Annotated in this window: 26 protein-coding genes; 17 read left to right on the top strand and 9 right to left on the bottom strand. The window is 66.7% G+C overall.

What is annotated here, in order from left to right; genetic code table 11:
• Positions 1-15: 15 nt before the first annotated feature.
• Both JOD54_RS05080 and JOD54_RS05075 read left to right on the top strand, forming a co-directional pair.
• The gene (locus JOD54_RS05080) at positions 16-1,566 is read left to right on the top strand and encodes a helix-turn-helix domain-containing protein (RefSeq protein WP_307859845.1); all 1,551 of its coding nucleotides are present in this window, start codon (positions 16-18) and stop codon (positions 1,564-1,566) included.
• Positions 1,563-1,913 carry a signal peptidase I gene (locus tag JOD54_RS05075; protein WP_204449417.1) on the top strand — a complete coding sequence of 117 codons (351 nt, stop codon included), beginning with the start codon at positions 1,563-1,565 and terminating at the stop codon, positions 1,911-1,913. The genes JOD54_RS05080 and JOD54_RS05075 overlap by 4 nt, the downstream gene beginning before the upstream one ends.
• Here JOD54_RS05075 and JOD54_RS05070 read toward each other — a convergent pair.
• Entirely contained in the window at positions 1,902-3,353 is a 1,452-nt protein-coding gene (locus tag JOD54_RS05070) for a helix-turn-helix transcriptional regulator (RefSeq protein WP_204449416.1), read from the bottom strand. The genes JOD54_RS05075 and JOD54_RS05070 overlap by 12 nt on opposite strands.
• 195 nt (positions 3,354-3,548) lie before the next feature.
• Here JOD54_RS05070 and JOD54_RS05065 point away from each other — a divergent pair, with 195 nt between their 5' ends.
• The 5 genes from JOD54_RS05065 (at position 3,549) to JOD54_RS05045 (ending at position 5,583) form a co-directional block, all read left to right on the top strand.
• On the top strand, positions 3,549-3,785 hold the full coding sequence (locus JOD54_RS05065; protein ID WP_204449415.1) for a hypothetical protein: 237 nt from the start codon (positions 3,549-3,551) through the stop codon (positions 3,783-3,785).
• Positions 3,782-4,021 (top strand): hypothetical protein, encoded by a 240-nt coding sequence (locus JOD54_RS05060; protein WP_204449414.1) that lies wholly within the window; start codon positions 3,782-3,784, stop codon positions 4,019-4,021. The genes JOD54_RS05065 and JOD54_RS05060 overlap by 4 nt, the downstream gene beginning before the upstream one ends.
• Positions 4,022-4,024: 3 nt before the next feature.
• A complete protein-coding gene (locus tag JOD54_RS05055; protein ID WP_204449413.1) occupies positions 4,025-4,261 on the top strand; it encodes a hypothetical protein in 237 nt (78 codons plus the stop codon).
• A gap of 159 nt (positions 4,262-4,420) precedes the next feature.
• Positions 4,421-4,858, top strand: coding sequence for a hypothetical protein (locus JOD54_RS05050; protein ID WP_204449412.1), 438 nt, complete (start codon positions 4,421-4,423; stop codon positions 4,856-4,858).
• Positions 4,858-5,583 (top strand): helix-turn-helix domain-containing protein, encoded by a 726-nt coding sequence (locus JOD54_RS05045; RefSeq protein WP_204449411.1) that lies wholly within the window; start codon positions 4,858-4,860, stop codon positions 5,581-5,583. The genes JOD54_RS05050 and JOD54_RS05045 overlap by 1 nt, the downstream gene beginning before the upstream one ends.
• 29 nt (positions 5,584-5,612) lie before the next feature.
• Here the strand turns inward: JOD54_RS05045 and JOD54_RS05040 are convergent, their stop codons facing one another.
• The 4 genes from JOD54_RS05040 to JOD54_RS05025 all read right to left on the bottom strand — a co-directional run bounded on the left by JOD54_RS05040 (position 5,613) and on the right by JOD54_RS05025 (position 9,375).
• Positions 5,613-6,107, bottom strand: a complete 495-nt coding sequence (locus JOD54_RS05040) for a hypothetical protein (RefSeq protein ID WP_204449410.1) — start codon at positions 6,105-6,107, stop codon at positions 5,613-5,615.
• A gap of 579 nt (positions 6,108-6,686) precedes the next feature.
• Positions 6,687-7,661, bottom strand: a complete 975-nt coding sequence (locus JOD54_RS05035) for a DUF4238 domain-containing protein (protein ID WP_204449409.1) — start codon at positions 7,659-7,661, stop codon at positions 6,687-6,689.
• Between the two features lie 281 nt (positions 7,662-7,942).
• Positions 7,943-8,611, bottom strand: coding sequence for a hypothetical protein (locus JOD54_RS05030; protein ID WP_204449408.1), 669 nt, complete (start codon positions 8,609-8,611; stop codon positions 7,943-7,945).
• 101 nt (positions 8,612-8,712) lie between these two features.
• Positions 8,713-9,375, bottom strand: a complete 663-nt coding sequence (locus JOD54_RS05025) for a hypothetical protein (protein ID WP_204449407.1) — start codon at positions 9,373-9,375, stop codon at positions 8,713-8,715.
• 217 nt (positions 9,376-9,592) lie between these two features.
• Here JOD54_RS05025 and JOD54_RS05020 point away from each other — a divergent pair, with 217 nt between their 5' ends.
• The 4 genes from JOD54_RS05020 to JOD54_RS05005 all read left to right on the top strand — a co-directional run bounded on the left by JOD54_RS05020 (position 9,593) and on the right by JOD54_RS05005 (position 12,148).
• Positions 9,593-9,991, top strand: coding sequence for a DUF11 domain-containing protein (locus JOD54_RS05020; RefSeq protein WP_204449406.1), 399 nt, complete (start codon positions 9,593-9,595; stop codon positions 9,989-9,991).
• A 240-nt stretch (positions 9,992-10,231) separates the two neighbouring features.
• Positions 10,232-10,609 (top strand): XRE family transcriptional regulator, encoded by a 378-nt coding sequence (locus tag JOD54_RS05015; protein ID WP_204449405.1) that lies wholly within the window; start codon positions 10,232-10,234, stop codon positions 10,607-10,609.
• 179 nt (positions 10,610-10,788) lie between these two features.
• A complete protein-coding gene (locus JOD54_RS05010) occupies positions 10,789-11,244 on the top strand; it encodes a DUF4365 domain-containing protein (RefSeq protein ID WP_204449404.1) in 456 nt (151 codons plus the stop codon).
• Between the two features lie 22 nt (positions 11,245-11,266).
• Positions 11,267-12,148: a phosphorothioated DNA-binding restriction endonuclease gene (locus tag JOD54_RS05005; RefSeq protein WP_372440387.1), complete on the top strand. Its 882-nt coding sequence runs from the start codon at positions 11,267-11,269 to the stop codon at positions 12,146-12,148.
• An 881-nt stretch (positions 12,149-13,029) separates the two neighbouring features.
• On the opposite strand, the gene JOD54_RS05000 is transcribed toward JOD54_RS05005, so the two are convergent.
• Complete coding sequence (locus JOD54_RS05000; protein ID WP_204449402.1) at positions 13,030-15,057, bottom strand: DUF2075 domain-containing protein; 2,028 nt, start codon at positions 15,055-15,057, stop codon at positions 13,030-13,032.
• Positions 15,058-15,234: 177 nt separating this feature from the next.
• Between JOD54_RS05000 and JOD54_RS04995 the strand changes: the two genes are divergently transcribed.
• Positions 15,235-16,821, top strand: coding sequence for an Eco57I restriction-modification methylase domain-containing protein (locus JOD54_RS04995; protein WP_204449401.1), 1,587 nt, complete (start codon positions 15,235-15,237; stop codon positions 16,819-16,821).
• Between the two features lie 6 nt (positions 16,822-16,827).
• On the opposite strand, the gene JOD54_RS04990 is transcribed toward JOD54_RS04995, so the two are convergent.
• A complete protein-coding gene (locus JOD54_RS04990) occupies positions 16,828-17,070 on the bottom strand; it encodes a hypothetical protein (RefSeq protein ID WP_204449400.1) in 243 nt (80 codons plus the stop codon).
• Positions 17,071-17,438: 368 nt separating this feature from the next.
• Positions 17,439-18,881, bottom strand: a complete 1,443-nt coding sequence (locus tag JOD54_RS04985) for an aldehyde dehydrogenase family protein (protein ID WP_204449399.1) — start codon at positions 18,879-18,881, stop codon at positions 17,439-17,441.
• 49 nt (positions 18,882-18,930) lie between these two features.
• Here JOD54_RS04985 and JOD54_RS04980 point away from each other — a divergent pair, with 49 nt between their 5' ends.
• The 3 genes from JOD54_RS04980 to JOD54_RS04970 all read left to right on the top strand — a co-directional run bounded on the left by JOD54_RS04980 (position 18,931) and on the right by JOD54_RS04970 (position 23,376).
• Positions 18,931-19,575, top strand: a complete 645-nt coding sequence (locus JOD54_RS04980) for an MBL fold metallo-hydrolase (RefSeq protein ID WP_204449398.1) — start codon at positions 18,931-18,933, stop codon at positions 19,573-19,575.
• Positions 19,576-19,699: 124 nt separating this feature from the next.
• On the top strand, positions 19,700-21,430 hold the full coding sequence (locus tag JOD54_RS04975) for a S8 family peptidase (RefSeq protein ID WP_204449397.1): 1,731 nt from the start codon (positions 19,700-19,702) through the stop codon (positions 21,428-21,430).
• 185 nt (positions 21,431-21,615) lie between these two features.
• Positions 21,616-23,376 (top strand): S8 family serine peptidase, encoded by a 1,761-nt coding sequence (locus tag JOD54_RS04970; RefSeq protein ID WP_307859844.1) that lies wholly within the window; start codon positions 21,616-21,618, stop codon positions 23,374-23,376.
• Here the strand turns inward: JOD54_RS04970 and JOD54_RS04965 are convergent.
• Positions 23,373-24,203, bottom strand: a complete 831-nt coding sequence (locus JOD54_RS04965; RefSeq protein WP_307859843.1) for an SAM hydrolase/SAM-dependent halogenase family protein — start codon at positions 24,201-24,203, stop codon at positions 23,373-23,375. The genes JOD54_RS04970 and JOD54_RS04965 overlap by 4 nt on opposite strands.
• Before the next feature lie 20 nt (positions 24,204-24,223).
• Between JOD54_RS04965 and JOD54_RS04960 the strand changes: the two genes are divergently transcribed.
• Positions 24,224-25,105, top strand: a complete 882-nt coding sequence (locus JOD54_RS04960; protein WP_204449396.1) for a phosphoribosylaminoimidazolesuccinocarboxamide synthase — start codon at positions 24,224-24,226, stop codon at positions 25,103-25,105.
• 50 nt (positions 25,106-25,155) lie between these two features.
• Positions 25,156-25,845, top strand: coding sequence for a DUF2334 domain-containing protein (locus tag JOD54_RS04955; RefSeq protein WP_204449395.1), 690 nt, complete (start codon positions 25,156-25,158; stop codon positions 25,843-25,845).
• Positions 25,846-25,873: the final 28 nt, after the last annotated feature.

Below are 25,873 nucleotides of genomic sequence, written 5' to 3'. Positions count from 1 at the left end.
ACGGCGCCTGCTCCCATGAACAAGCGCCGCATAAACACTGCACAAGCACCGCAGAACCCGGGCAGAGCGATGCGTAGCCCGTGGACCGGCCGCACTGCCGCAGCCCTCCAGAGCGCGCTACGCCTCAGTCAGGAAGCCTTCGCCGCCCACCTCGGCATCTCGCCACGCACCGTCGCAGCCTGGCACCAGAAGCCCACGGTCAAGCCGCAGTCCGAGATGCAACAGCTCCTCGACACGGCCCTCGCCCAAGCGGCCCCGGACGCTCAGGCCCGCTTCGCCGACCTCACCACCCCACCCACCGGCGACCGCCTCCAACTCGACCCGCACATCGTCGCTGCCCTCGACTGGCTCGACGCACAGACGGGATGGACTCCAGGCACCGCGCGCACCCGCGTAGCCGCCCGCGCCGCTCAGCTCGACGCGCAGCAGCTCCACGACCGCAGCCACCACCGCGCCCGAGTCAGCCAACGCGACATCACCAACGCCCTCACCGCCTACTACGGCCCAACGCCCCTCTATCGAGCCACCCTCGGTAGCCAGCTCCTCAACACCAGCATCGTGACCCGCGCGAACTGGTTCGCCATCGCCGTTCCCCTGATCTCCAGCAACGACCGCCTCCGAGCCGTGACGGCCTCGCCCCCGACCGCCGACCTTGTCGACACTGCTGCGATCAACCGCCTAGCGGAAACCCTCACCCTGGAAACTCGCCTGGTCAATGCGCCCTTGTATAGCTTGGCCAGCATCGACATCGGCCTCCAACGCATCGAGGGCACGGTCGGGATCGCGTCGTTCGTCGAGTACGCCCTGACCCTGGACCTCCTCGAAGCCGAGCTGATCGACGCGATCACCGCGGGCCGGACTGCCCTGCCACTGCGTGACCGCTACTTGCCTGACTTGCCCGCCGTCCTCGACATCAGCAGCCGACTCTGCGCGGGCGGCGCGCTCGCCCTCACTGCCATCGCCCGCCCCGCAGACCCGTTCCGCGGCCCAGCCGACTATCTCCTGTTGATTCAGGAACGCTCCGGCCACGTCGTCAACGCCGCCCGCCGCCTGGCTGTCATCCCCAAGGGCTTCCACCAGCCCGTCACCGACATCCGTGCGGACGCCCAGATCGGCGCCACCCTCCGCCGCGAGATGGAAGAAGAACTGTTCGGCCGCGCCGACATCGACAGCACCACCGGTGACCAACGCAGCGCCGACCCCATGCACCCCAGCCGCCTGTCCGAACCGCTGCGCTGGCTCCTCGCCGACCCCAGCCGCCTCCGCATGGAATGCACCGGCTTCGGCCTCAACCTCGTCAGCGGAAACTACGAGTTCGCCAGCCTCATCGTCATCCACGACGAAGACTTCTGGCCACAATTCGGCGGAATGGTCGAAGCAAACTGGGAATCGACATCTCTTCGCCGCTATTCCACACAGGACCCGGACATCATTGGCGAACTCCTCGGTGATGTAGCGTGGAGCAACGAAGCACTGTTCGCCATGCTGCAAGGCTTGCGACGCCTCGCCGAACTCGACCCCGCCCGGGTCACCCTGCCACCCCTCGACTGGGAGATCACCGAGTGACCACCGCCTGGTCCAGCGGCAACGCCGCCGACGACACCACCAACACCCGCGGCTGGCTCGTCGGCCACTTCATCGACCCGTCCGAGGGTGTCCGCTCCTCGAAGGACGTCGAGGTCAAGTGGGGCACCCACCCGGCAGGCGACAAGCGCCCCGAGTGGACCTCCGACGACCAGCGCACCACCCTGGTCGTCCTGGTCAGCGGCCACTTCCGCGTTGACCTCACCGGCGGGCACCACACCATGACTCGCCCCGGTGACTACGTCATGTGGGGCGCCGGTGTCGACCACTCCTGGGAAGCCCTCGCGGACTCCGTGGTCATGACCGTCCGCTGGCCCTCAGCCGCCTAGCCGCCACTCCACCGGCGGCACCCGCACCCGGTCACCGCCGATCTCCCGCAACCGCCGGAGTCCCTGCACCATCGCGAACAGCCCTTCATTGCTCCACGAATCGTCCGCGATCAGTTCCTCCAGCGATTCCCCATCCAGCGATGAATACTGCCTCAACCCGGCAGATTCCCAATTCGCCTCGATCTGCCCGCCGAACCGCGTCCAGAACTCCTCATCCTCAACAACCACCAAGCACGCGAACTCATAGTTCCCGCTTACCAGATTCAACCCGAACCCCGTGCACTCCATCCGCCACCGCGCCGGATCCTCACTCAACCACCGCATCGGCGCCGACAACCGCTCCCGGTGCATCGGGTCCGCCGCCCGCACCGGCCCACCAGTGACGTCAACATCCCCGCGCCCGAACAGCTCCTCCTCCAGCTCTCGCCGCAACGTCGCCCCGATCCGGCTGTCACCCCGCACATCGTTCAGCGGCCCATGAAACCCCTTGGGGATCACCGCCAATCGCCCGGCCGCGTTCACCACCTGGCTGGAACGCTCCTGCACTAGCAGCACATAGTCAGCCTCGCCGCGGAACGGGTCCGCCGGTCGCGCCGCCGCGAACAACGCCAGCGCCCCACCGGCGCACAGCCGCCCCCGTAGGTCGAACACCGCTTCCAGGTCCGGCATCCACGCGTCCCGCAGCGGCAACCCGTCGCCCGATTCGCCTAGCTCCCGCTCCAGCAAATCCGCCGTCAACGCGTAGTCCAGGAACGACGCCACCTCGACCTGACCACGCACGACGCCCGCGGTTGGCGTCGCCTCCACTAGCCGGTACACCGGCGCATCCGTCAACCGCGTGCCCTCCGCGACCGCGTGCGCGAGCCTGCGCGCGGCAGTGTCCGCCGCCCGCTTGTCCATCGCCCACCGAGCGGCCGCGCCCATGCTGAGCTCCAAGCGGTCCCCCTGCGGGGACAGCTCACATCGCAGATCCAGCCACTCCGGCCGCGTCACCACGCTGGTCAGGACGTCGACCGACCCGACTCGCGCTCGGAACTGGCTGTCTCCGCCGTAGTAGCGCGTCAGCCTGTCCGCGACCTCGGCACGCCCCACCACTGACCGTGGCACGACGTCCTCAAGCTCCTCACCTACCCGCCGTCGACTGGTCCCACGATCCCAGCCCGCGAGCCGGTCCAACCAGGAGAACACCGCGTCGAGGTCCGGACGCCCGAACTCCACCGCTTTCGGGCGACCGTCCAGCAGCGAATCCAACTCGTCCGACGATCGCTCCAGCAGCCGCGCCAACCGCGGCCTCACGTGCGGCATCGGCGCATGACTCCCGGCCTCCCACGTGATCACCGTCGTCCGATCAACCCCCAGCGCCTCAGCCAACGACTCCTGCGTGAACCCCGCCCCACGCCGCACAGCCGCCAACTCCACCCGACGACGCCCAGTCGCCATGCGGACCACCTCCGGTATCAGGGCAACCGTACAGCCGAAACCAACTCCACGGCTGGTTCCAACAGACCTCCCACGCGCCTCTGACCCGGGTTCTCTGTTCCCGGCCGCGTGCAGGCCCTTGACTAGGTACTACACCGCTTCACCCCAGGCCAATGCCCTCACCGCACCGGCCGACCACCCCAGGAGGTACCGCCGGTGAACACCATCGTCAACAGGCTGATATCAGCCTTCCGATCGCGAAATCAGCCCCGTCCACCCGGCGTCCCCTACCTCTCCAAGGACCTCGACGAACTCACCCGCTGCGTCAAGGCCGTCGCTACCGCGCTCGAACAGGGCCGGCTGGGCAGCGGCCCCGAGATCGACAACCTCGACGACACCGCCACCACGGTCATCACCTCGCTCCGCTGGCTAGCCCAGCACCCCAGCTCATGACCACTGACCCCACCTGGCGCTTCGACGGCCCCATGGTCACCGACCTCAGCAACACCGCCGCCGCCATCGACCGCTACGTCCTGGCCTCCATCGACGCCCACGAAGGCACCGCCCCGGCCCCCACCCTCGACGCCCAGAAGGAGCTAGTCCGAACCGCCTGCACCGCCGTCTACCGCCTCATCGAACACACCCACGAACGCCACGTCCTCCACTCCGCCCTGCCCGACGAAAGCTGAGCCATGACCGCGCCGCTCAAAGTCATCACCTGGGTCGCCATCCGCGACAACTGCGAGATGACCGCCACCCTCCACCCCACCGAAGAGCAGATCGACTTCATCATCGGCCCCACCACCGACGCCTTCGAGTTCGGCTTCGACCGCTCCAGCCTCCGCCGTTTCATCGCCCTGGCCCAGTCCTCCCTGGCCAAGCTCGACGCGGGCCAGACCCCCGCCCTATCCAACGCCGCTCAAGGCTGACTTGAGCCCATACGGGACGGCTCACGGCACCCGTCCCACACGAGAACCCACAGGTCAGCTATCTAATCGGGCTGTCCCGCCGCCGCAGTCAACCTGTCCCACCCAGGACAGCCTGCGGCCAGCCCGTACCCGGCGCTACCCCCTATCAAGGGCCGACCCATGCCACCACGCGGACGCTCCCCAGCCGACTCCCTCATCGTCCGCCACGGCCCGATCTACAACCACTTCGCCCACCGCTGGTGCCTCAAAGCCCAACTCCCCGACGGCACCCCCGCCACCACGATCTTCGACCTAGCCCCCGACCTCCGAACCGCCCTCATCCACCCCGCGGCCATCCCCACCTACAGCATCGCCCTCACCACCAGCGACACCCACCGCCTCGCCGACCTCTACCGCAAGCCCAGCCAGACCGCCACCTTCACCAACCCCGGCGTCACCCTCACCGCCGCCCACACCCCAGATGGCATCACCATGACCAGCACCGCCCGCCACCAACAACTCACCCTCACCTACCGCCACTCCACCGCCGCAGCCCTAGCGACCCTCACCGCCGAACTCCGCGACATGCTCCCCACACACCACAAGGCTGCCTCCTGATGCCCGACAACTGGCAAGCAGTCGGCCAAGCCATCACCCAACGCCGCGAAGAACTACGCCTCAAACAACGCGACGTCGCCAAACGCTCCGGCGTCTCCCAAGCCATCATCCGAGAACTCGAATACAACACCGTCGAGCGCCGCCGCAGCCACCGAACCCTCGAAGCCCTCTCCACCGCCCTCGAATGGCCCGCCGGTCACCTCACCGCCATCCGCGCAACCTCCCCCACCTCCACATCACCCACCGCAGCACCCCCCATTCCTTCACCCCAGCCCACTGCCGACCCCAACGCCCCATTCCACCCCACCGGAACCCAAGCAAGCATGACCCGCACCCGCATCGGCGAAGCCATAACCAACCTCGCCAACGCCCTAGACACCCACCTCACCACCTACTCACTCCCCACCCCCACCCGCGTCGAACTCTCCGTCCAAGCCAAACCCAGCGACCACATCACCCTCACCCTCGAATCCGACAACTTCAGCATCACCGCCGCCACGATGCTCCACTGGGCCAACACCCTCCTCACCCCTCAAGCCCGCCTAACCGGCGAAACCACCAACCACGCCGCCGAAGTTCGACTCCACGGTAGACTGAAAGGTCAGATCAACATAATCGTCACCGCCCATCCGACTTCATGCGCTGACGAATTAGACAACCGGACATTGCCCCACGAACAAACCGTTGTATGGCTGCACATACAAGCAACTGGAGCATTGCGATAGAACTGACTAGCATTGCTGCGCATCACGGTTCATGATATCCTAATTCGATACTCCATACCCCCACCCAATAGGGATCTGTAGCGCACGCGAGCTTCCCATTGTTGATTGCCAGGTAGCTTATCCAGGGCGGTCGCGGGAATGGAGATGGCGCGCTTCCACCAGAAGTAGCGGTATTTCATCGGCGGGAAGATATCCATAGCCGCGCGCTTGGCCTCTTTGTTAAGTCCGTCCTCGGGGACGATATCGATGCACACGTTGCGCGCACCCAGACATCCGCTGGTAACCCTTACATGCCAGCGCTTCTCGGAGGTTGCCTCGTCAACTGCGAAATACGCAAACACTGAAGCGTCCATCCGGGAACGCAGACGAGCCGGCAAAGATCGCCGATCGGGCAATTTCCCATCTTCTCGAGGAAGGTCGAGATATATGAAGCCTTTCGAACGACAAGACTTGCTGCCGTAATTCACCAGCGCGCGAATCTTGTGTTTCTCATCGGGATGTTTCCGGTTGGCGAGATTACGCAAGGCGAAATAGTCTACGTGCCAGATGAGCGGAGTCCCGCCAGGCTCCAACGCGGCGGGTCGTTCAGGCCCATAGGTCCAAACCTCTGCTGCCCCACTGAAGGAGAATATGCTACTGGCAGACACGAGAGACCAACGTAGAACCTGAACTGGAAGTCTACCATCGTTATAGACCGAGATGGTCGCACATGACCTACTCGCCCCATCGGAAAAGCCGACCACGATTGCCGTAGTCAGTGATACCCGCACCTGGTGCCCACTACGCCGCCATTGCAGGAACGTCGCCGTGGCCGCACCCACTGAGACGATCAGTGATCCAACTCCGGTTACTGTGGATAGTTCCAACTCCACCCCTTCTCGCCGAGAACAAAATCACGTTTCACCCGAGGATAGATCCTAGGCTAGCCAACAGCACATAGGTACGCTTACCGCTGCGACGCCTCCGGTCGAGGCAAAAACCACAGCCTATCCGCCGGATCGGCACCTAGAAGAAATCAACTTGCGCGCATCCACTACCGAGACGTAAGAAAGCTGTACTCTCCTATCCGTCCCCGCGTTCGCGCGTACTCCAGCAATCTTTCCTTAGAAATCCCCGGAATTCTCCAACTTCGACCGAACAAAGTGTTCCAGGCCACTTCCCGGCCGGAAGTAGATCTGCCTTTCCGCGATGCCAATCTGGACAATGTTAAGATTGTCCACCATTTCTTGGTCCATCATCTCGTCTGAAGGGCGGGGACTAATCGCAACCAAGCAGTTCGGCGTGATCGGCATAGCTATGCCGTGAGAGTCGCCGACCGCCATGCGTACAGAATACCCGCCGCCCTGCCGATTGATGAACGTGAATGCTGGCGAATCGGATAAGACCAGCTCCTTACCTCCAGGTGTATGCAGGACCTGAACCGAGAGGTTATCCAGGGCAGACCGGAGGCGGTAGAAGTTCTGCTCCAGACTGATTCGAAACAGAGAGCCATCTTCTTCGATTCTTTGCCAGAATGCAAAGGGTTCATCTATCAGAATCTCAAGCGCTTCTATGCCAGCAGGCTCAAGTCCATAGCGCCTTCGAAACACGGTTCGAAGGTCACCATGGCGACCTTCGAGCAATTCGGCCCTCAATGTCCGAACCGAATCGTTGAATGACCTTTCATGGACTCTGCGATAGACGGGCGACCGAACGAAATGTAGTGCGATCGCGTGTTTCATCACGGTTTCCAGCTCAGCATCGTTGTGCAGCGCACTCGACTCCGCCGCCGAGATGCTGTAGCTGAGCCGGTTTTCGATCGTGTGCCAGAGCGCCTCCGCGGATCCGGACGCGTACTGCACGAAGTTTCGCACGAAACCGCAGGCGTTGGGCCCCTTGGGATCTAGCTCGCGAACAGCCTTCTTGTCAAACCGGCCGATCTGATGCCCGGAACTCCCTTTCACTCGCCCGAATCTTTTGAGTATTGCCCTCGACACGACATGCTGGTCTTTTACTGGGCGTGCTTCTTCCGAAGCTAGCGCCTGGATGGCGGACATGTAGTCGATAGGGTCAAGTGGAGGAAACTTCCAGCCGGTCACCTCTCCAGGTTAGTGCGTAAACCTCGCCGAGTCACGGCGCCACATCGAATCATTCTGCCGGTAAATTACTCACAAGTCGATGTGGAAGACCGTTCCGGCCAACGGTGCCATCGTTGGGAGATGACCGCAGTGCTGTCTCTTGGCTCCCGTCACCCGGTGCCGTAGCGTCACTGTAGGGGTAGCACGGGGATGGCTCCTCGGACACGCACACTATTCACCCGTGGAGCGGCCGTCATCTCGACGGCCGCTTTGTCGTTGAAGTACCTGATTGCGGCGGTCGGTCACGTCGACCTCGTCGCCGTGTCCTCTGCGGCCGGTAGGTCCACTCTGACCAGCAAGTCGGCTAGATCGGGGTGGCGCAGGCTGATTTCAGCGAAGTCGCCAGCCATGCACAGGCTGTGGATGGCGCGGAGGGCGGCTAGAAGCGGGCTCGCGCGGTCGAAGATGGTCTCGCCTGGTACTCCCCCGTTCCTCGGCAGAGTGACGATGGTCGCGCCGTCGTAAGTCGCCACCACTCCATTGGATGTCACAACGGCGTTGGTGGCTTGCCTTAGTTGGTCCAGGCTGGCGACCTTCGTGATCCCGGGCAGGAGTTCTTCGGGTTGTGGGAGCCCATTGGTCGATGCGATCGCGTGCGACAGGCCTGGATCGATCATCCGGTGGGCCAGCGGGACGTAGACAACGTGGTGACCGTCGGCGACTTTCGCAGGTACCTGGTCGTCCAAGGAGCGGAGTAGGCCGCGTGTTGTGTGTATGACCTGTGCCTCGACGCCGAGCAGGTCGAACGCGCAGGCGAGGTCGACCGATGCGGCGAGTGAGCCGCCAGCCTCGTCGGCCACGCCGAAAAGTGCCTGCCCGATGGCGACAGCGAGAGTGGGCCGGGCATCCACTGGTATGCCGAACGCGACTCCGAACGCATATACTCTGTCCACCGTTGGCTGGACTGCCATAAAGGCACTACGTCGTACTGCAGGCCACCCGGGCTCCAGAGCGCCAATGATGTCTTCGACGACATCTGTGGGTCGTGTTACCGCCAGGTAGGTGGCGGATGTCAGGCTGGCAGCGGTCTGCATACGCAATACCGACTGTCCCTGGTGCACTGGTCGAGCACCGTCATTTCGGCTCTCAAGTAGCGCACCGCCAGTTCATGCGAGTCGGTAAGGTTCAGCAGCTTGGACGCGTTGCCGTAGAGGAGCGCTACGGCGTACTCCGTTGAGTCCGCCGACAGCGCGTGTTCGGCCAAGAAAATGATGTGCGCCCGCAAGAGAGGTGCGACTGGGTAGTCTTCTTGGTCAATGAAGCGCGCCAGCCAATGTTGTGCGTGGAATGCGGCCAGGCCGAGGGTGCCGCCGAATAGATCAGTGTCGCGCAGTTCTTGGAAGAGCACCAGTTGCACAACCTCGTTCATGGTGATCGCGCCTGCTTGTGATGAGGAGGTACCGCTCCGCAGACGGAGTAGGACCCTGACGGCATCCACCGCACTCATCACGCTGCCCGGGGCACCACCCTTGACCTGCGCGGCAAGGCGGCACCGGTCCCCCGCCATCAGCGCGAAGTCGACGATCTCCAGATCGGCTATTGGATCGCCTTCCGGCGGCGCGTCGACAACTACCCCGGTGAGGTCTCCACGATCGTCGATCAACGCCGCCAAGGCGTGGTCGAGCGTCTGGAGGAATTGGTACTCAAACCCAAGCGCCGCTGCCTGTCCGCTCACGTCCGACAGAATGACAGAGAACACCGACAGCCAAGACCGAGAAGCTGTCGACACGGCACCGCCTGTGACCTTCGTTGGTCGTGGCGGTGGACTGCAACGGTTGGTCCCCTGAGGCGTCCACTGTGTGGGTGACCCCGTCCCGGGTGTGTTGGTCGGGATCGGTGATCATTGGGCGGTGGGCGCGGGTGTCGTGCCCCTGGTGCGAAGGGGCAGAGAGATGGCTGTGGCCGACCTGACGGTGCGGGCGGATGACGATGGGCCGTGGGTGGCGGGCGGCGCCGGGACCTTCACCCTGTCGGTCACCGCCGATCAGGCCCACGAGCAGTCGGACAAGCTCGTGACCCTGACCCACCACCTGCCCATGGGCCTCACCCCCACCGCCGCCGAGGGCGACGGCTGGAGTTGTGCGATCTCCGGCCACAAGGTCAGCTGCCAATCCAGCCGAACCGTCGCACCCGGGGAGTCCTACCCGCCGGTCACGGTCGCAGTCCGGGTCGGCAGGCACGTAACGGGCGACGCCGAGTCCATCACCTCGCTGTCGGTCGCGGGCGCCGAGGCCAACACCACCAACAACACCGCCACCTCAACCGTCCACATCGAACCAGTAGGCCGCTGAGCCGGTTCACTTAAGAGCCCTAAGTCGCTAAGAGGCGGTTTCCGCGTGTCTTAGCTGTCTGTGCCGCTACCGGCGCGCGTGGCCTCTTAGAGCATTTCGAATAGATCCTTTTGAAATTTCGGCTTTCGGTCACGCCGATACCAGCTTTTTTCCCGCCAGCAGCTTGACACGCCGAAGTGGTGCTAAAGATAGCCGATTTTGCGGCTAATATCGGCGGCACGGCGAGGCGCGGAGGAGTAGGTGGCGGAGGACTGGGCGGCGGTCGCGCGGGTCATCACCGCGCGGCTGGCCGAGCTCGGCTGGCGGCAGCGGGAGTTGGCCCTGCGATCGCAGGTGTCACAAGCGATCATCCGAGAACTGCAGTACCAAACGGTGGTGCGCCGTCGTAGTTCTCGAACGCTTGAGGCGTTGTCGGTGGCTATGGAGTTGCACCCCGAGCACTTGAGTGCTGTGCTACAGGGGCGGAGGCCACTGGAGTTGGGGGAGGTGGCCACCGAAGAGGACCCGGTTCGGTCGCAACTCAACGTGGTGGAGACCCGGCTCAACGAGATCCTCGCCCGACTGGACGAGATGCACCGCCACCTCTTCGACCTGGCTCGACGCAACGACAACCACTAGTCAGGCTGTCCAGTCAACGCCGATGCTCCTACGTCAATCAACTTTTCAATATCAGCCCGCTCTGTTTCGCTGGTAGTCATGTTGATCCTCCCCGGCTCCTGTTCAGAGCTGACTGCCCACATCAGAATCGTTGTCGAACTAGAGCGTGTGGGCTGTTATCAGCTCTGCCAGGGCTGTTGATGGGCCAGATCGATCGCAGGAGGGTCCTGGAGGATAGGGCGATCAACCGGGTCACGGCGTTGTTCCAGGAGTGCGGGCACGTCGTGCAGAAGATCGATGGGCACAACGACTTCGGGGAGGACCTGTACGTCAGCTTCAACGAGGCGCGCCGTCCGACCGGGTACACCATCGCGGTGCAGGTGAAGGGCGGGGTGTCGTACCGGAGCGCGCGGGGGTACCGGGTGAAGGTGCGGCAGCACGGCCGGTCCTGGCGCGAGGCCAACGCGCCGGTGGTGTGCGTGGTGTACGACCCGGGTACGGACCTCCTGTACTGGGCGAACGCGTCCGAGCAGCTGAGGTGCGTCCCGGAGAGCCGGTCGATCGAGGTCGGGCGGGCGGATGTGCTGGACGCGGGTTCGGTGGACGCCTTCGTCTGGCGCATGTGTCGGTTCATCGGGCGCGAGGGTCGGCCATGATGGTTGCGTGGCGAACGGAACGATGTCCGAAGCGGACGTGGTGCGGCTCCTCGCGTCGTTACGGCAGCACCGGCACGCGGGCAGGCGTTCACCGCACAAGCCGCTGCTGGTGCTGTTCGCACTTGGCCAGCTGATCGCCACCGGATCCAGTGCCGTCTCCTGGACCGCAGACTGGCAGCGGTTGGCCGACCTGATCCGCGACTACGGGCCACCCTCCACCGCGGCACCCCAACAACGGGCTGCGTACCCGTTCACCCGCCTGCGGTCGGACGCGATCTGGACCCTCGACCACGACGTGCCTATGGATCGCGTCAGCCCCTTGACGGCCAATTCGGTGGTGGGCCGACTCAGCGGGCCCTTGGAGAACGCCCTCCGCCACCCCCACATCGCGGCAGCGGCAGCCCGCCAACTCGTCGACGCCGAGTTCCCACCCAGTGTCGCTCCGGACGTCCTGCTGGCGGTCGGGCTCGACCCCGACACGATCCTCGCGGCCGCCCCACCACCCGCTTCCCGCCGCCGGAGCCCAACCTGGGCCGCGGCGATCCTGCTCGCCTGGGACCGCCAATGCGCCTTCTGCGGCTTCGACGGCCAACTCGGCGCGGCCACCGTAGGCCTGGACGCCGCCCACATCCGCTGGTTCACCTTCGACGGCCCGGACGACCCCGACAACGGCCTGGCCCTCTGCTCCCTGCACCACCGCCTCTTCGACCGAGGCGCCCTCGGCCTGGACACCGACCTGCGGATCACCGTCTCCAGCAGCTTCACCAGCCGAACCACCGCAGGCAGAACCACCTACGACCTGCACGGCCGCCAACTCCAACTCCGCCCAGGCACAACCTCTCCGGCACACGCCCACCTGGATTGGCACATCAGGGAAGTGTTCAAAGGCCCGGCACTGGTGTGAAGGAGTCCAGCGGCTTGGGCGCGATGTTCAGCTGCACCTGGTAAGCAGGAGCCATGCCCAGCTACGTCTACGTGTACGTCGGCAAAGCAGCGCGCCTGAACTTCGACATCGGCATGAGCAACCTGACCTGGGGCTGGAAGAAGGACTCACACGGTCCGGACGTGGACGCCGCCATGGCCGTACTCCGAGATCCCGCGCCCGACAGCCGCGTCGTCTTCGCACAGGAGTTGCGGGCACCTGAGCAACCAGCCGGATGGCCGCGAACCCCGGGCGACGATCCCGCCTGGACGAAAGCCTGGTTGGAAGGGATCACCCTCGCACGGGTGACGGCGCCGCTGCGGGAGGAGAGCGAACAGTTGTGGCCCGATGCGCTCTACCCCTACCGGATTTCGCTGGGCGAGGTCGTGGAGTTGCCGGTCTTCGCGCCTGGTGATCTCGATCCCGGGGTGGTCGCTGTCATCCGGAACGCGGTCTTCCGCAGTGGATTGCCCGTGCTCGGTCCCCCGCCGGTACCCCCGGACGTTTTCAGCCTCGACGAGATCGTTGACGACGAGCCGGACGACCTCAGCGGAATGGAGGACTTGGACCGGAAGACCGTTGTCCGTGTTCGGCGCGAGCAGGAGATGCTCCGGAAGGTGGTCTTCGGGAAGGCCAAGACCTTGCGCTGCAGTCTCTGCCACCGCGAGTTCCCTGTACCGCTCCTGCGCTTGGCGCACATCAAGCGGCGCGCCGAGGCGACCTCCCGGGAGCGGTTGCAGGTGGCGAACACGATGCCCGCGTGCACGTTGGGCTGCGACGAGCTGTTCGAGCGCGGGTACATCGTGGTCGACGGCCAGGGGATGATCCGTCGGAACTCGAAGATCCCCGACCTGACCGCGGACCTAGACGGGGCGTTGACGCGGTTTGACGGTCTGGGTGTGGTGGGCTACGGCGAGGGGTCTGCCCCTTTCTTCGCCGCTCACGCTGATCGGCACAGCCGTGTTGGCGTGGACGAGTCGGTGCTCGGGTAGCGGCGGGATGCCCAGTTCGTGGAGCATTTCCCTGGTGGCCCGGTCGGTGGAGTAGAGCACCGTGGACTGGATCCCCCTGGTAGCCAGGACCCGGTAGGTGTTGCGGATCAGCCGCCCCTTGTCCGGCGCACCGCGCAGTTTGAAATCGACGTTGGCCTTGGGGTTGACCTGGAAGGACCCGTTGCTCCCCGCGATGAGGTCCGGCCCGATGATCACGCCGGAGTGGTCGTACTCGAAGCCCTGCGCGGTGTAGATGCACCCGACCTGACCGAACCCGTTGCGGTGGGTCGCCCACAGCGTGGACGGGGGGATGTAGTCCGGGCTGGACCGGTCGGTGCCGACCGCTTGCCTGGCGTTCCACGGGCGCGCCCAGCCCCCGATCGTCACGTCGTCGTGGAGGCGACCGTTCGGCGCGAGCTCCTTGCTCCACTTCCAGCAGTAGCCCGCGGTGATGCGGCCGGTTTCCTCGTCGGTCGTGCGGTCGCGCAGGTACCGCTCCATCGCGGCCGGGTCCGGGGCCAGGTAGAGGGTGTAGTCCTCCAGCGGTCGCCACGGGAGCGGCCCGCCCGCGGTGATCCCGAACAGCCGGTCGACCCAGCGGAGGTACTCGTCGCTGCCGCCGCAGCGGAACTGGTGGTCCAGGGTGAACACCTCGACCTCGCAGCCGAGTCGCGCGGCCGCGTCTGAGATCATCTCGATCGAACCGACCTCGCCGGTGCAGATGACCTGGTTGTCGTCCAGCAGGAACACGGGCACCCTGGCGACGTTGATGAGCTCCTCGATCTGCGGTGCGGTGGACCGCATGGTGCGTTTGGTCCACCGCGAGTTGCTCGTCGCCCTGATCCGGTGGGCTTCATCGGCGATGAGGACGTCGATGTCGTTGGGATCGCTGCGGGCGTGGTGGAAGTAGTAGGTGAAGGCGAGTGCCGCCCGCTTCTTCGTGGTCCCGAGGTTGGCGCGCAGCGTGCCGGTGAACGCATCGCTGCCCGTCGCGTGCACAGCGGAGACGCCCTGCCTGTTCAGGCTGCCGAGGAGTTCGAGGGCGATGACGCTCTTGCCGGTCCCCGCGCTGCCCTTGACGATGATGACCTTCTTGCGGTTCCCGCTCATGCTGGCCCGCACCAGGCGGTGCACCTCGTCGCACACCTTGCGCTGTTCGTCCAGCAGCGGGAAGACCGCGCGTTCGCGCACGCATTCGGCGACGGCGGACATCAGGTGCCGGGTCGGGCGCCGGGGTGAGCGGATGAGTTCGTCGGCGTGGCGTGCGGCCTCCGCCGTAGCCAGCACCCCGGTGAGGAAACCCCGCAGACCTGCTCGGTCGTCTTGGGGGAACACGCGGACCCGGCTCACCGCGTCCCGGTCCAGCTCGTCATCCATGGCGAGGATGCCCTTGATGTCGGCGGTCGGCGCGGAAGGCAGGTTGACCAGGCCGTAGACGTCCGCCTCGGCGAGTACCGAGACGTAGCTGGTGAGTGCGAGGCAGTACGACCAGACCTGGTTGCTGGGGTGCACCTGGTCGGGCACGTGCCGCAGTGTGGGCAGCCGAACCATGTTCGAATCGGGAACGGCCTCGGCTTCGGGCCACCGCTTGTTCACGACCACCACGGCGGCGAGCTGTTCCGGTTTTCCGGGCCGGGAACCGACCAACACCATGTCCATCCGACTGGAGGACAACGGGTGCTTGAGTTCGAGCAGGACCTCGATGTCGCCAAGACCTGCCTGCAGCAGCGGACCGATGATCGTCGGAATGCACTCTTCCCAGGAAGCGCGCTCGTTCGCGGTCGGGGGCTTTCCATAGCGTTCCGAGTACGCCGCGGCGAGCGTGGCGCCGAGCAGTCCGTTTCGGTCCGCCGCGTCGAGAAGTGCCGCGGTTCGGCGCACTAGGCAGCGCTGCGTCATATGTCCCCCTGGCGGTGCGACGCTCCCAGCGAGTCATCCCACCGATCGGGTGACATCCTAAAGTGTGAAGATCGAGGTCGAGATCCCGCTCGGCTTACCAGGGTGCCGTTCACCACTGCGGGACAGCTGTGCCTGCGGTGCACAATCTGGGCGACAGTCGGGTGTGGGGAGTGGTTGATGGGGCGGGACCGGGCTGGGGTGGTCAAGCGGTACGGGCGGCACTACACGCCTGGGGGGTTGGCCGGGTTTTTGGCTGAGGGGGTGGTTCGGCACCTGGGTGGGCGGGTGACCACGGCGCGGGTGCTGGATCCGGCTTGCGGGGACGGGGAGTTGTTGTTCGCCATCGCTGGGGTTTTGGCGGGGGTGGGGGTTGAGGTGGAGTTGGTCGGGTACGACGTTGATGGGGTGGGGTTGGGGGTTGCTGGGAAGCGGGCCGCTGAGCGGGGGGTGGTGGGGTCCTGGCGGGAGGGGGACTTCATTTCGGCGGCTCGGGAGATGGCCGACGGGGAGTTTGATGTGATCGTGACCAATCCCCCCTATGTGCGGACGCAGCAGTTGGGGGCTGAGGTGGCTCGGGGGTTGGCGAAGGAGTTCGACCTTGCGGGGAGGATTGATCTCACGCACCCGTTTGTGAAGATCTTCCCGCGGTTGTTGCGGCCGGGGGGTGTGATGGGGATGGTGTGTTCGAACCGGTTCCTGAGCACCAAGGCGGGGGCCAATGTGCGGGACGCGCTGGTGGGGGCGTTGCGGCCGGTGGAGATCTACGACCTGGGGGACACGCGGTTGTTCAGCGCGGCCGTGCTCCCGGCGGTGGTGATCGCGACGGCGGGGGGTGGGCCGTGTCGGTTCGTGGCGGCGTACCGGGACGAGGGGGCCGCGTGCACCAGTGGGGCGACGCTGTTCGAGGCGGTGCGGGGTGATGAGGACAGCGTGGTCGAGCACGGCGGCAAGCCGGTGGCGGTGCGGGTCGGGGAGTTGGCCGACCGCGCGGATTCGGCTGAGCCGTGGCGGTTGCGGGGGCGGGGGTGGCTCGAGCGCGTCGAGGCGGCCACGTGGAAGACGTTCGGGCAGGCCGGGAAGATCCGGGTGGGGATCAAGACGACTGCCGACGCGGTGTTCATCCGGTCAGAGTGGGCTGGGGTTGAGCCGGAGCTGCTGCAGCCTCTATTGACGCACGAGAACGTCACTGCATGGCACATCGCTGAGCCGCAGACGAGCGTGCTCTACCCCTATGACCTTAAGAGGGACAAGCGGACGCCCGTGGACCTAGGCGCGTACCCCGGAGCAGCGGCGTACCTGGCGTCGCACGCCGAGCGGCTTAAGAGGCGCAAGTACGTCACAGACGCTGGCCGGGAGTGGTGGGAGATCTGGGTTCCGCAGCGGCCCGCGTTGTGGGCGACGCCTAAGGTCGTGTTCCCGGACATCAGTGAGCGGGGCCGGTTCGCGTTGGACCGCTCGGGTGCTGTTGTGAACGGTGACTGCTACTGGATCTCGTTGGCGGACATAGAGGACGAGCGGTTGGCCTACCTCATGCTGGGGGTGGCCAACTCCGCGTTGGGTCTCCGGTTCTACGACGAGGTGTGCGGGAACCGGCTCTATTCGGGGCGGCGGCGGTGGATCACCCAGTACGTGGAGCGCTTCCCCCTGCCGTACCCGGAAACGGCCGCAGCGCAAGAGCTTGTGCAGGCCGTGCGGGAGCTGGTGGAGGGTAGAGGTGACCCCACCGCCGTCGATGGGTTGGTGGAGAGGGCGTTCGGGCTCTAAGAGGCCCTACTTCTCGCAGGCGATACCGTCACCGTCGTTGTCGAGCCCGTACGGGTCGGAGCCGATGACGCGGATGGGGCCCTTAACGTAAGCGGGACCGTTACCCGAGCCGCCCGCGCAGTCGACATCGCTCGCGTTAGGCACGCACGGCGAGTAGTTCGGGTTGCAGTTGGACGCGGGCTTGGCCACCGTCGTCGTGGGCTTCGGGGCCGCGGGCTTAGGAGCCGGAGGCTTCGTAGTCGTTGTCACCGCAGGCTTCTTGGCGGCGGTAGTCGGCGCAGCGACGGGCGGCGGTGCGGGTACCGGGACCACGGTGGTCGTCGTAGTCGGCACAGGAGTGGTCGTAGTGGTTGTCGTCGTAGTAGTGGTGCTCCTGGTGGTCGTAGTGCTTTCAGCGGCACTAGAGACCGTTGGCGGCGCAGCGGCCGGGGAGCCACAGGCGGTAAGAGTCAGTAAGAGTGCTCCGGCGAGCAATCCCCAGTGGCGGGCCGCCACCTGGGTTCTCGGAGGGACGTTCATGGTGTGCTCCCAGCGGCTGTACGACATACGCCCCTGTGCATCGGCTGTGCGGGCGTCGCGTTACCACTGGGATGATCACGGACTGTGAGCCGATTTGGTTACCGGCGTCCGTGTAGGAGGCTGATCAGCTTGGCGACACGGTCATCGACCTTCTTGGACCGCGCGAAGGTCGTGAGTACCAGGGGCGCGCGGAAGCGCTGCCGGGTCACGGCTTGAGGGCGGGCGAACTCACGAAGACCCTCTGGCCCGTGGATCCGGCCGAAGCCCGAGTCGCCTACGCCGCCGAAGGGCAGGGAGGGGATGCCCGCGAAGCTGATGACCGAGTTGATCGACACCATGCCGGAGCGCAGGCGGCGGGCTAGCGCGGTTCCGTTGGCACGAGAGAAGACAGCGCCACCGAGGCCATAGCGGGTGTCGTTGGCCTTAGCGATGGCCTCGTCCATCGACTCGACTCGAGTGACCGTAAGAGTCGGTCCGAACGTCTCTTCGCGTATCGCGGTGGAATCGTCGGGTACGTCCACTAGGACAGTTGGCTCTACGAACCGGCCCGACCCTTCGCCGCCTACCAGCGCTCGGCCCCCTCGGGACAGGGCGTCGGCGATGTGGCCGCGGATGATGTCCACCTGCGCGGGCATGGTGATCGGCCCGATCTGTGATCCCACCTCGACACTACGAGCTTTCGTCACCACAGCAGCTACGAACTCGTCATAGACCTGCGTGTGCACATAGACCCGCTCGATGCCTACGCACGTCTGCCCGGCGTTGGAGATTCCGCCCCACACTGCGGCGTCCGCAGCAGCAGCGATGTCGGCGTCCGCGTCGACCAGCAGCGCGTCCTTCCCGCCCGCCTCGATCAGCACCGGGGTCAGCGTTTCCGCGCAGGTCGCCATGATCTTCTTGCCGGTGCCGGGCGACCCGGTGAACGCGATCTTGTCCACTCCGGACCGGCACAGCGCGGCCCCGGTCTCCCCGAACCCGGTCAGCAACTGGAGCACCGGCTGTTCCGGCACGACCGAGGCGAACGAGTCCACCAGCCACCGCCCCACCCCCGGCGTGTACTCGCTCGGCTTGAACACCACCGCGTTCCCCGCGGCCAGGGCGTACGCGATCGACCCCATCGGCGTGAACACCGGGTAGTTCCACGGCCCGATCACGCCGACCACGCCCAGCGGGTGGTACTCGACGGTGGCTGCCTGGTTCGCCATCAGCAGCCCCGGTGACCGGCGCTTGCGGCCGAGCACCCGTGGCGCGTTGCGTGCCGCCCACGCCGTGTGGTCGATGGCCAGGACGATCTCCAGCATCGCGTCCGCGCGCGGCTTGCCCGTCTCGGCGCGCACGACCTCGGCCAACTCGGCCGATCGTCTGGTCAACGCCACTTTCCACCGGTTCAATCGCTCCGCTCGACCGGCGAACCCCAGCCCGGCCCACCACGCCGCGGCCGCTCGGGCACCGGCGACCGCCGAGGCCACTTCGGTGGCTGAATGCACCGGGTACGTGCCGACGACCTCGTCGGTGGCCGGGTTGCGCGACTCGAACGTCATGACCGCGAAGCTACCCGCCGGTAGGGCGTCCTGGCGATACCCTGCCGACGTGAAGGTGACACACCTCGGGCACGCGTGCGTGCTGCTGGAGACCGGTTCCGCCCGCCTGCTCATCGACCCGGGCGTCTGGTCGCTCGACTTCGAGGACCTGCGCGACCTCGACGGCGTCCTCATCACCCACCAGCACCTCGACCACATCGACCCCGTGCGGCTGCCCTCTCTCATGGCTGCGAACCAGCACGCGGAACTCGTCATCGACCCCGGCACCACCGCGGAGGTCGAGAAGCTCGGCCTCCCCGCGCGCGTAGCCAACGTCGGCGACGTCATCGAGCTCGCTGGCGCCAAGGTCACCGCAGTCGGTGGTGTGCACGCTCTTATCCACGCCGACATAGAGGTCCCGCCCAACCTCGGTTACGTGGTCGACGACGGCGCCTTCTACCACCCCGGCGACTCCCTGCACGTCCCCGAGCAGGACATCGCCATCCTCGGCCTGCCCCTCGACGCCCCCTGGCTCCGGCTCGGCGAGGCGGTCGACTTCTACCGCGCCGTCAACCCGAAGGTCGCCCTGCCGATCCACGAGCAGACCGCCAGCCAGAAGGGCATCGACATCGCGCACTACCGCTTCCGCTCGCTGGGGCCCGAGGGTGCCCGGTTCGAGGTCCCGCCGGTCGGTACCACGATCGAGGTCAATTAGCGCTCATCCGTGTATTTTTTGCGGTAGAACGTCCCGTTCGCATGACAATCTCCTCCTGTGTGGGTGAAGGGCTCACCCTGCACCCCGGTCACAGCGGCCGGGGCCTTCACCCTGGAGGACAGCCGTGTTCCTGCGTTCCCAGCTCCGCCGGGCGGTCATCACCGCCGCGGTCGGGGCCTGTGCCGTGGTCGGGTTGACCGCCCCGGCCACCGCCGCCCCCGCCACGCCAGCGACCGCTCAGGCCGGTCTGCGCTCGTACCTCGTGATCACCGCGCCGAACAACACCGCGGGCGCCAAGTCGGCCGTCGCCACCAACGGCGGTACCGTCTACGCCTCCTACGACGTGATCGGCGTCGTCGTCGCGCACTCCACGGCCACCGACTTCGCCACCAAGATGCGCGCGGTCAGCGGCGTCCAGCAGGTCGGCGCGACCAGGACCAGCGACCTGCCCGCCCAGGTCAGCAACCCGCCGATCCCCGCGTCGCCCACCCAGACCACGCCGACCGCCGCCGAGACGAGCCGGGTCGACATGACCCAGATCAAGGCCGACCAGGCGTGGGCGATCACCACCGGCTCGCCGTCGGTCACCGTCGGCGTCCTGGACACCGGTGTCGACGACCAGCACTACGACCTCAAGGCGAACTTCGACGCCTCGAAGTCGGCTTCGTGCGCCTACGGCAAGCTCGACACCCGAGTCGGCTCGTGGCGGCCTGAAGGCACGCACGGCACCCACGTGGCGGGCACCATCGCCGCGGCCAAGAACGGCAAGGGAATGGTCGGTGTCGCGCCGAGCGTGAAGATCGCTTCGGTCCGCATCGCGGAGACCCCGAGCGGCCTGTTCTTCGCCGAGAACACCATTTGCGCCTTCGTGTTCTCCGGCGACCAGGGCTTCAAGATCACCAACAACAGCTACTACACCGACCCGTGGCTGTTCAACTGCCCCAACAACGTCGACCAGGCCGCGATCCTGGAGGGCGTGAAGCGGGCGACCGCCTACGCCGAGGGCAAGGGCGTGCTCAACGTCGTCGCCGCGGGCAACGAGAACATCAACCTGGCGAACAAGACCACCGACACCTCCAGCCCCAACGACTCGACGCCCGCGAGCAGGCCGGTCACCACCGCCTGCCTCGCCGTGCCGAACGAGCTGCCCGGCATGGTCACCGTGTCGTCGATCAACTCCTCCAACGTCAAGTCGTCGTTCTCCAACTTCGGCACCGACAAGATCGCCGTGACCGCCCCGGGCGACAACGTGTACTCCACGCTGCCCGGCGGCACCTACGGCAACTCCTCCGGCACCTCGATGGCCACCCCGCACGTCGCGGGCGTCGCCGCGCTCATGCTCAGCGTCAACCCGTCGCTGACCCCGGCCCAGGTCCGCGCCAGGCTCGCCGCCGAGGCCGACGACCTCGCCTGCTCCGACAGCCGCTGCGCCGGCACCACCGCCAAGAACAACTTCTACGGCGAGGGCCGGGTCGACGCCAAGGACGCCGTCGGCGGCACCACCCCCGGCACCACCTTCGAGAACCCGACCGACGTGCAGATCCCGGACGCGGGCGCCGCGGTCAGCAGCCCGATCACGGTCACCGGCATCCCCGGCAACGCCCCCGCCACGCTCAAGGTGGACGTGAACGTGGTGCACACCTACCGGGGTGACGTCGTGGTCGACCTGGTCGCCCCGGACGGTTCCACCTACCGCTTGAAGGGCGCCTCCACCAACGACTCGGCCGACAACATCGTGGCCACCTACACGGTGAACGCCTCGACGGAGGTCGCGAACGGCACCTGGAACCTCAAGGTGCAGGACCTCTACCGCTCCGACGTCGGTTACCTGAATTCCTGGAAGCTGACCTTCTAGGCAAAAGGAACTACCTGGTAATACCCTGAAGGCCGTCCTGTTTATCCCGGGACGGCCTTCAGTCTTTTACGATTTCTCTGGGCCATTTGAACCCACTTTTCGCCAAGGATTCTGCTGCTGGGTGTTTTTGGTCATCATGGCGCGGAAAGGGATCCCTGCCCCCTGAAACACCCCCGGAGGACATCGTGTTCCTGCGTTCCCGCGCCGGGCTGAAGCGGACGGCGCTCGTCGCCGCGCTCAGCGTCGCCGCGCTCACCCCCATGGCGGGTGTCGCCGCCGCGGGCCCCGGCAAGCCGGGTACCGGCAAGTCCGTGGCCGCCGCGGCCGGTCTGCGCTCGTACTTGGTGATCACCGCCCCGAACAACACCAGCGGCGCCAAGTCCGCGGTGAGCAGCAACGGCGGCACCGTCTACGCCTCCTACGACGCGATCGGCGTCATCGTGGCGCACTCGACGGCCGCCGACTTCGCCTCGAAGATGCGCTCGGTGTCCGGTGTGCAGCAGGTCGGTGCCTCCCGCACCTCCGACGTGCCCGCCGCCTCGTCCAACCCGGCGATCCCCACCTCGCCGTCGCAGACCACGCCGACGGCCAACGAGACCAGCCGGGTCGACATGACCCAGATCGGCGCCGACAAGGCGTGGGAGGTGACCACCGGCAGCTCCAACGTGCTCGTTGGCGTCATCGACACCGGCGTCGACGACCAGCACTACGACCTCAAGGCGAACTTCGAGGCCTCGAAGTCGGTGTCCTGCGCCTACGGCAAGGTCGACGCCCGCACCGGTGCGTGGCGCCCGGTCGGCGACCACGGCACGCACGTCGCTGGCACCATCGCCGCGGCCAAGAACGGCAAGGGCATGGTCGGCGTCGCGCCCAGCGTGAAGATCGCCTCGATCCGCGTGGCCGAGCCGAGCACCCAGCTGTTCTTCCCGGAGAACGTGGTCTGCGGCTTCATGTACGCGGGTGACAACGGCTTCGCGGTGACCAACAACAGCTACTGGACCGACCCGTGGTGGGCCAACTGCCCCAACAACGTCGACCAGGCCGCGATCATGGAGGCCGTCAAGCGCGCGGCCGACTACGCCACCGGCAAGGGCGTGCTCAACGTCGTGGCCGCGGGCAACGAGAACACCGACCTGGACAACAAGTCGACCGACACGCTGAGCCCGGACGACTCCACGCCGTCGAGCCGCCCGGTCACCGCGTCCTGCAAGATCGTCCCGGGTGAGCTCGAGTCCTCGCTGACCGTCGGCTCGATCACCAGCAGCAACGCCAAGTCCTCGTTCTCCAACTTCGCCAACAAGGTCAACGTGGCCGCCCCCGGCGACAACGTGTACTCGACCATGCCCGGCGGCAACTACGGCCAGATGTCGGGTACCTCGATGGCCACCCCGCACGTGGCCGGTGTCGCCGCGCTGATCAAGAGCGTCACCCCCAGCGCGACGGTCGACCAGATCAAGGCCAAGATCGCCGAGCAGGCCGACGACCTGTCCTGCGGCAGCGACAGCCGCTGCAAGGGCACCACCGCCAAGAACACCTTCTACGGCGAGGGCCGCGTCGACGCGCTCGCCGCGGTGCAGGGCGGGACTCCCCCGCAGCCCAACGGCCCGTGGGAGAACACCGACGACGTGCAGATCGCCGACAACGGTGCCGCCGCCACCTCGACGGTCACCATCGACGGCCGCACCGGCAACGCGCCTGCCGCGACCAAGATCGACGTCAACATCGTGCACACCTACGTCGGCGACCTGGAGATCAGCCTGATCGCGCCGGACGGCACCAGCTACAGCCTGCGCCGGGCCAACCCGGGTGACGGTTCGGCGAACCTGAGCACCCAGTTCACCGTGGACCTCTCCAGCGAGGTCGCCAACGGCGGCTGGAAGCTCTCGGTCCGCGACACCGCCAACTACGACACCGGCTACATCAACTCCTGGAAGGTCTCCTTCTAGGCCGAGGCGGGCGGTGCTGGAGCGGCTGCCAGCAACAGCACCGCCCGGTCACCGGGTCGCGGCAACAGGATCTCGGCGGCGGAACCCCCGTTGACCGCGATCGCGACCTGGCCAGCCGAGTCGAGCAGCACGACGGCGTCGCCCCAGCGGGCGTCGGCGAACGTGCGCCCGACGACCGCTTCCAACGACCGGTCGCCGACCTGGGCATGGACCACCGTGCCCGGGTCGGCGACCAGGTCTTTGGCGGCCAGTCGCACGTTGCCGAAGGTGTCGGACCCCAGGACCTCGGTGGTGACCCGGCCCGGCTCGGTGTGCGTGACGGGTTCCGGCAGGCGCACCAGGGTTTCCAGGTCGACGGCCGGTCCGAGCTCGTTGGGGGTGACCCCGGTGGCGACCTGAGCGGCGGCGGGGGCGAAGACGTCCCGGCCGTGGAAGGTGGCCGACACGGGTTCCAGGTGGAACTCGGTGATCTCGTAGGCCGCGATGGCCCCGCCCAGCACCTCGGCGGCCGGGGGGAGCAGGCCGTTGTCCGGCCCGATGAGTACCCCTTCGGGTGACACGATCGCGATCGGCCGCCTGCTGGTCCCCACCCCGGGGTCGACGACGGCAAGGTGCACCGCGCGCGGCAGGTACGGCACCGATCCGGCCAGCAGCGCCGCGCCGGAGCGGACGTCCTGGCGGGGGATTTCGTGGCTGATGTGCAGGACACGCGCGTGCGGCGCGGTGCGGGCGACGACGCCCTCGCAGACCGCGGCGAAGCCGTCCGCCCGGCCGTAGTCGGTGGTGAAGCTGACCCAGTCGTACCCCACCCCAGCAGTGTCGGACACGGGCCTTAGGCTGCACAAACGTGGCCACCCTTGAGGATTACCCGAAGATCGCGGCAGGCAAGGTCCGCGAGCTGCACGCCATCGACGACGACCACCTGCTGCTGGTCGCCTCGGACCGGATCTCGGCGTACGACTTCGTCCTCGAGTCCCCCATCCCGGACAAGGGCCGCATCCTCACCGCGATGAGCGTGTTCTGGTTCGACCTGGTCGGCGACATCGTGCCCAACCACCTGGTGGCCTGGGACGACGAGCGGATCCCGGCCGAGGTGCGCGGCCGGGCGCTGGTGGTGCGCAGGCTGGAGATGCTGGCCGTGGAGGCCGTCGCCCGCGGTTACCTGGCCGGATCGGGCACCAAGGACTACGACCGCAGCGGCTCGGTCTGCGGGATCGAGCTGCCCCCGGGCCTGGTCGAGGGCTCCAAGCTGCCCCGGCCGATCTACACCCCGGCCACCAAGGCGCCGATCGGCGAGCACGACGAGAACGTCACCTTCGAAGAGATGGCCGAGGTCATCGGGGTCGAGCACAGCGAGGTAGTGCGGGACCTGACTCTCGCGGTGTACGAGCGCGCTGCCTCTTACGCCGCTGAGCGGGGGGTCATCCTCGCCGACACCAAGTTCGAGTTCGGCCTCTTGGACGGCCAGGTCGTCCTAGGCGACGAGGTCCTCACGCCGGACTCTTCGCGGTACTGGCCGCTGGAGACATACGCGCCCGGCAAGCCGCAGCCCTCTTACGACAAGCAGTTCGTCCGCGACTGGCTCACGTCGCCGGAGTCGGGCTGGGACCGGGCCTCGAACACCCCGCCGCCACCCCTGCCGACCGAGATCGTCGAGGCCACCCGCGACCGGTACGTGCAGGCATACGAGCAGGTCACCGGCCGGAAGTTCGCCGACTGGATCGGCTGAGGGACCACCGGCGACACCTGGTAGTCATCCGGTGGCGCTGTGCTGGTGGGGTGACGGCTCGACTGCTGGTCTCGCTGTCCGGGATCGACACCCGGACCCTGCACCACTGCGCCGATCTCGCCGAGCACCTGGGCAGGCGCGGTGTGCCGCTGTCCCTGTTGGTAGCCCCCCGACTCGCCGGTGCGGCCGTGGACTGGGCCCGAACCCGCCGCGCCGCGGGCGACGACATCCTGCTGCACGGCTTCGACCACTCCCGGGAACCCCGCGGGCGGACCGTGTCGATGCGCAGACCGGAGTTCGCCGCGCTGCCCGCGCACGAGGCGGGCCTGCGGCTGACCGCGGCCATGTCCGCCATGGAGCGGGCCGGCCTGCACACCACCGGCTTCGCCCCGCCCCGGTGGCAGGCATCCCGCGGCACGCTCGTCGCCCTGCGGCGCAAGGACTTCACCCTGTGCGCCGACCTAGCGGCCATCCACGACCTACGAACAGGAACCGCGTCGCGGTCGCGGGTGCAGACCCTCAGCAGCCACGAGCGGGCCGAGACCTGGCGGTGCTTCGCCCTGGTCCTCGCCGCGAGCCGCACCACCCGGCGCTCCGGCACCCTCCGCCTAGCCATCGACGCAGCTGACCTCGCGCGACCAGCCCACCACGCCGCCTACCTCGACGCCGTCGACATGGCCCTCGACAACGGCGCGACCGCCTTGACCTACCGCGCCAGCACCGCCCTATCGACTGCCTGACCTCCCACGAGCGCAGGGCGAGCCGGCA

The sequence above is a fragment of the Actinokineospora baliensis genome, assembly GCF_016907695.1.
Classification (GTDB): domain Bacteria; phylum Actinomycetota; class Actinomycetes; order Mycobacteriales; family Pseudonocardiaceae; genus Actinokineospora; species Actinokineospora baliensis.
Note: the sequence above shows the minus strand (reverse complement) of the source record. Positions and strands in the feature narration are given on the sequence as shown.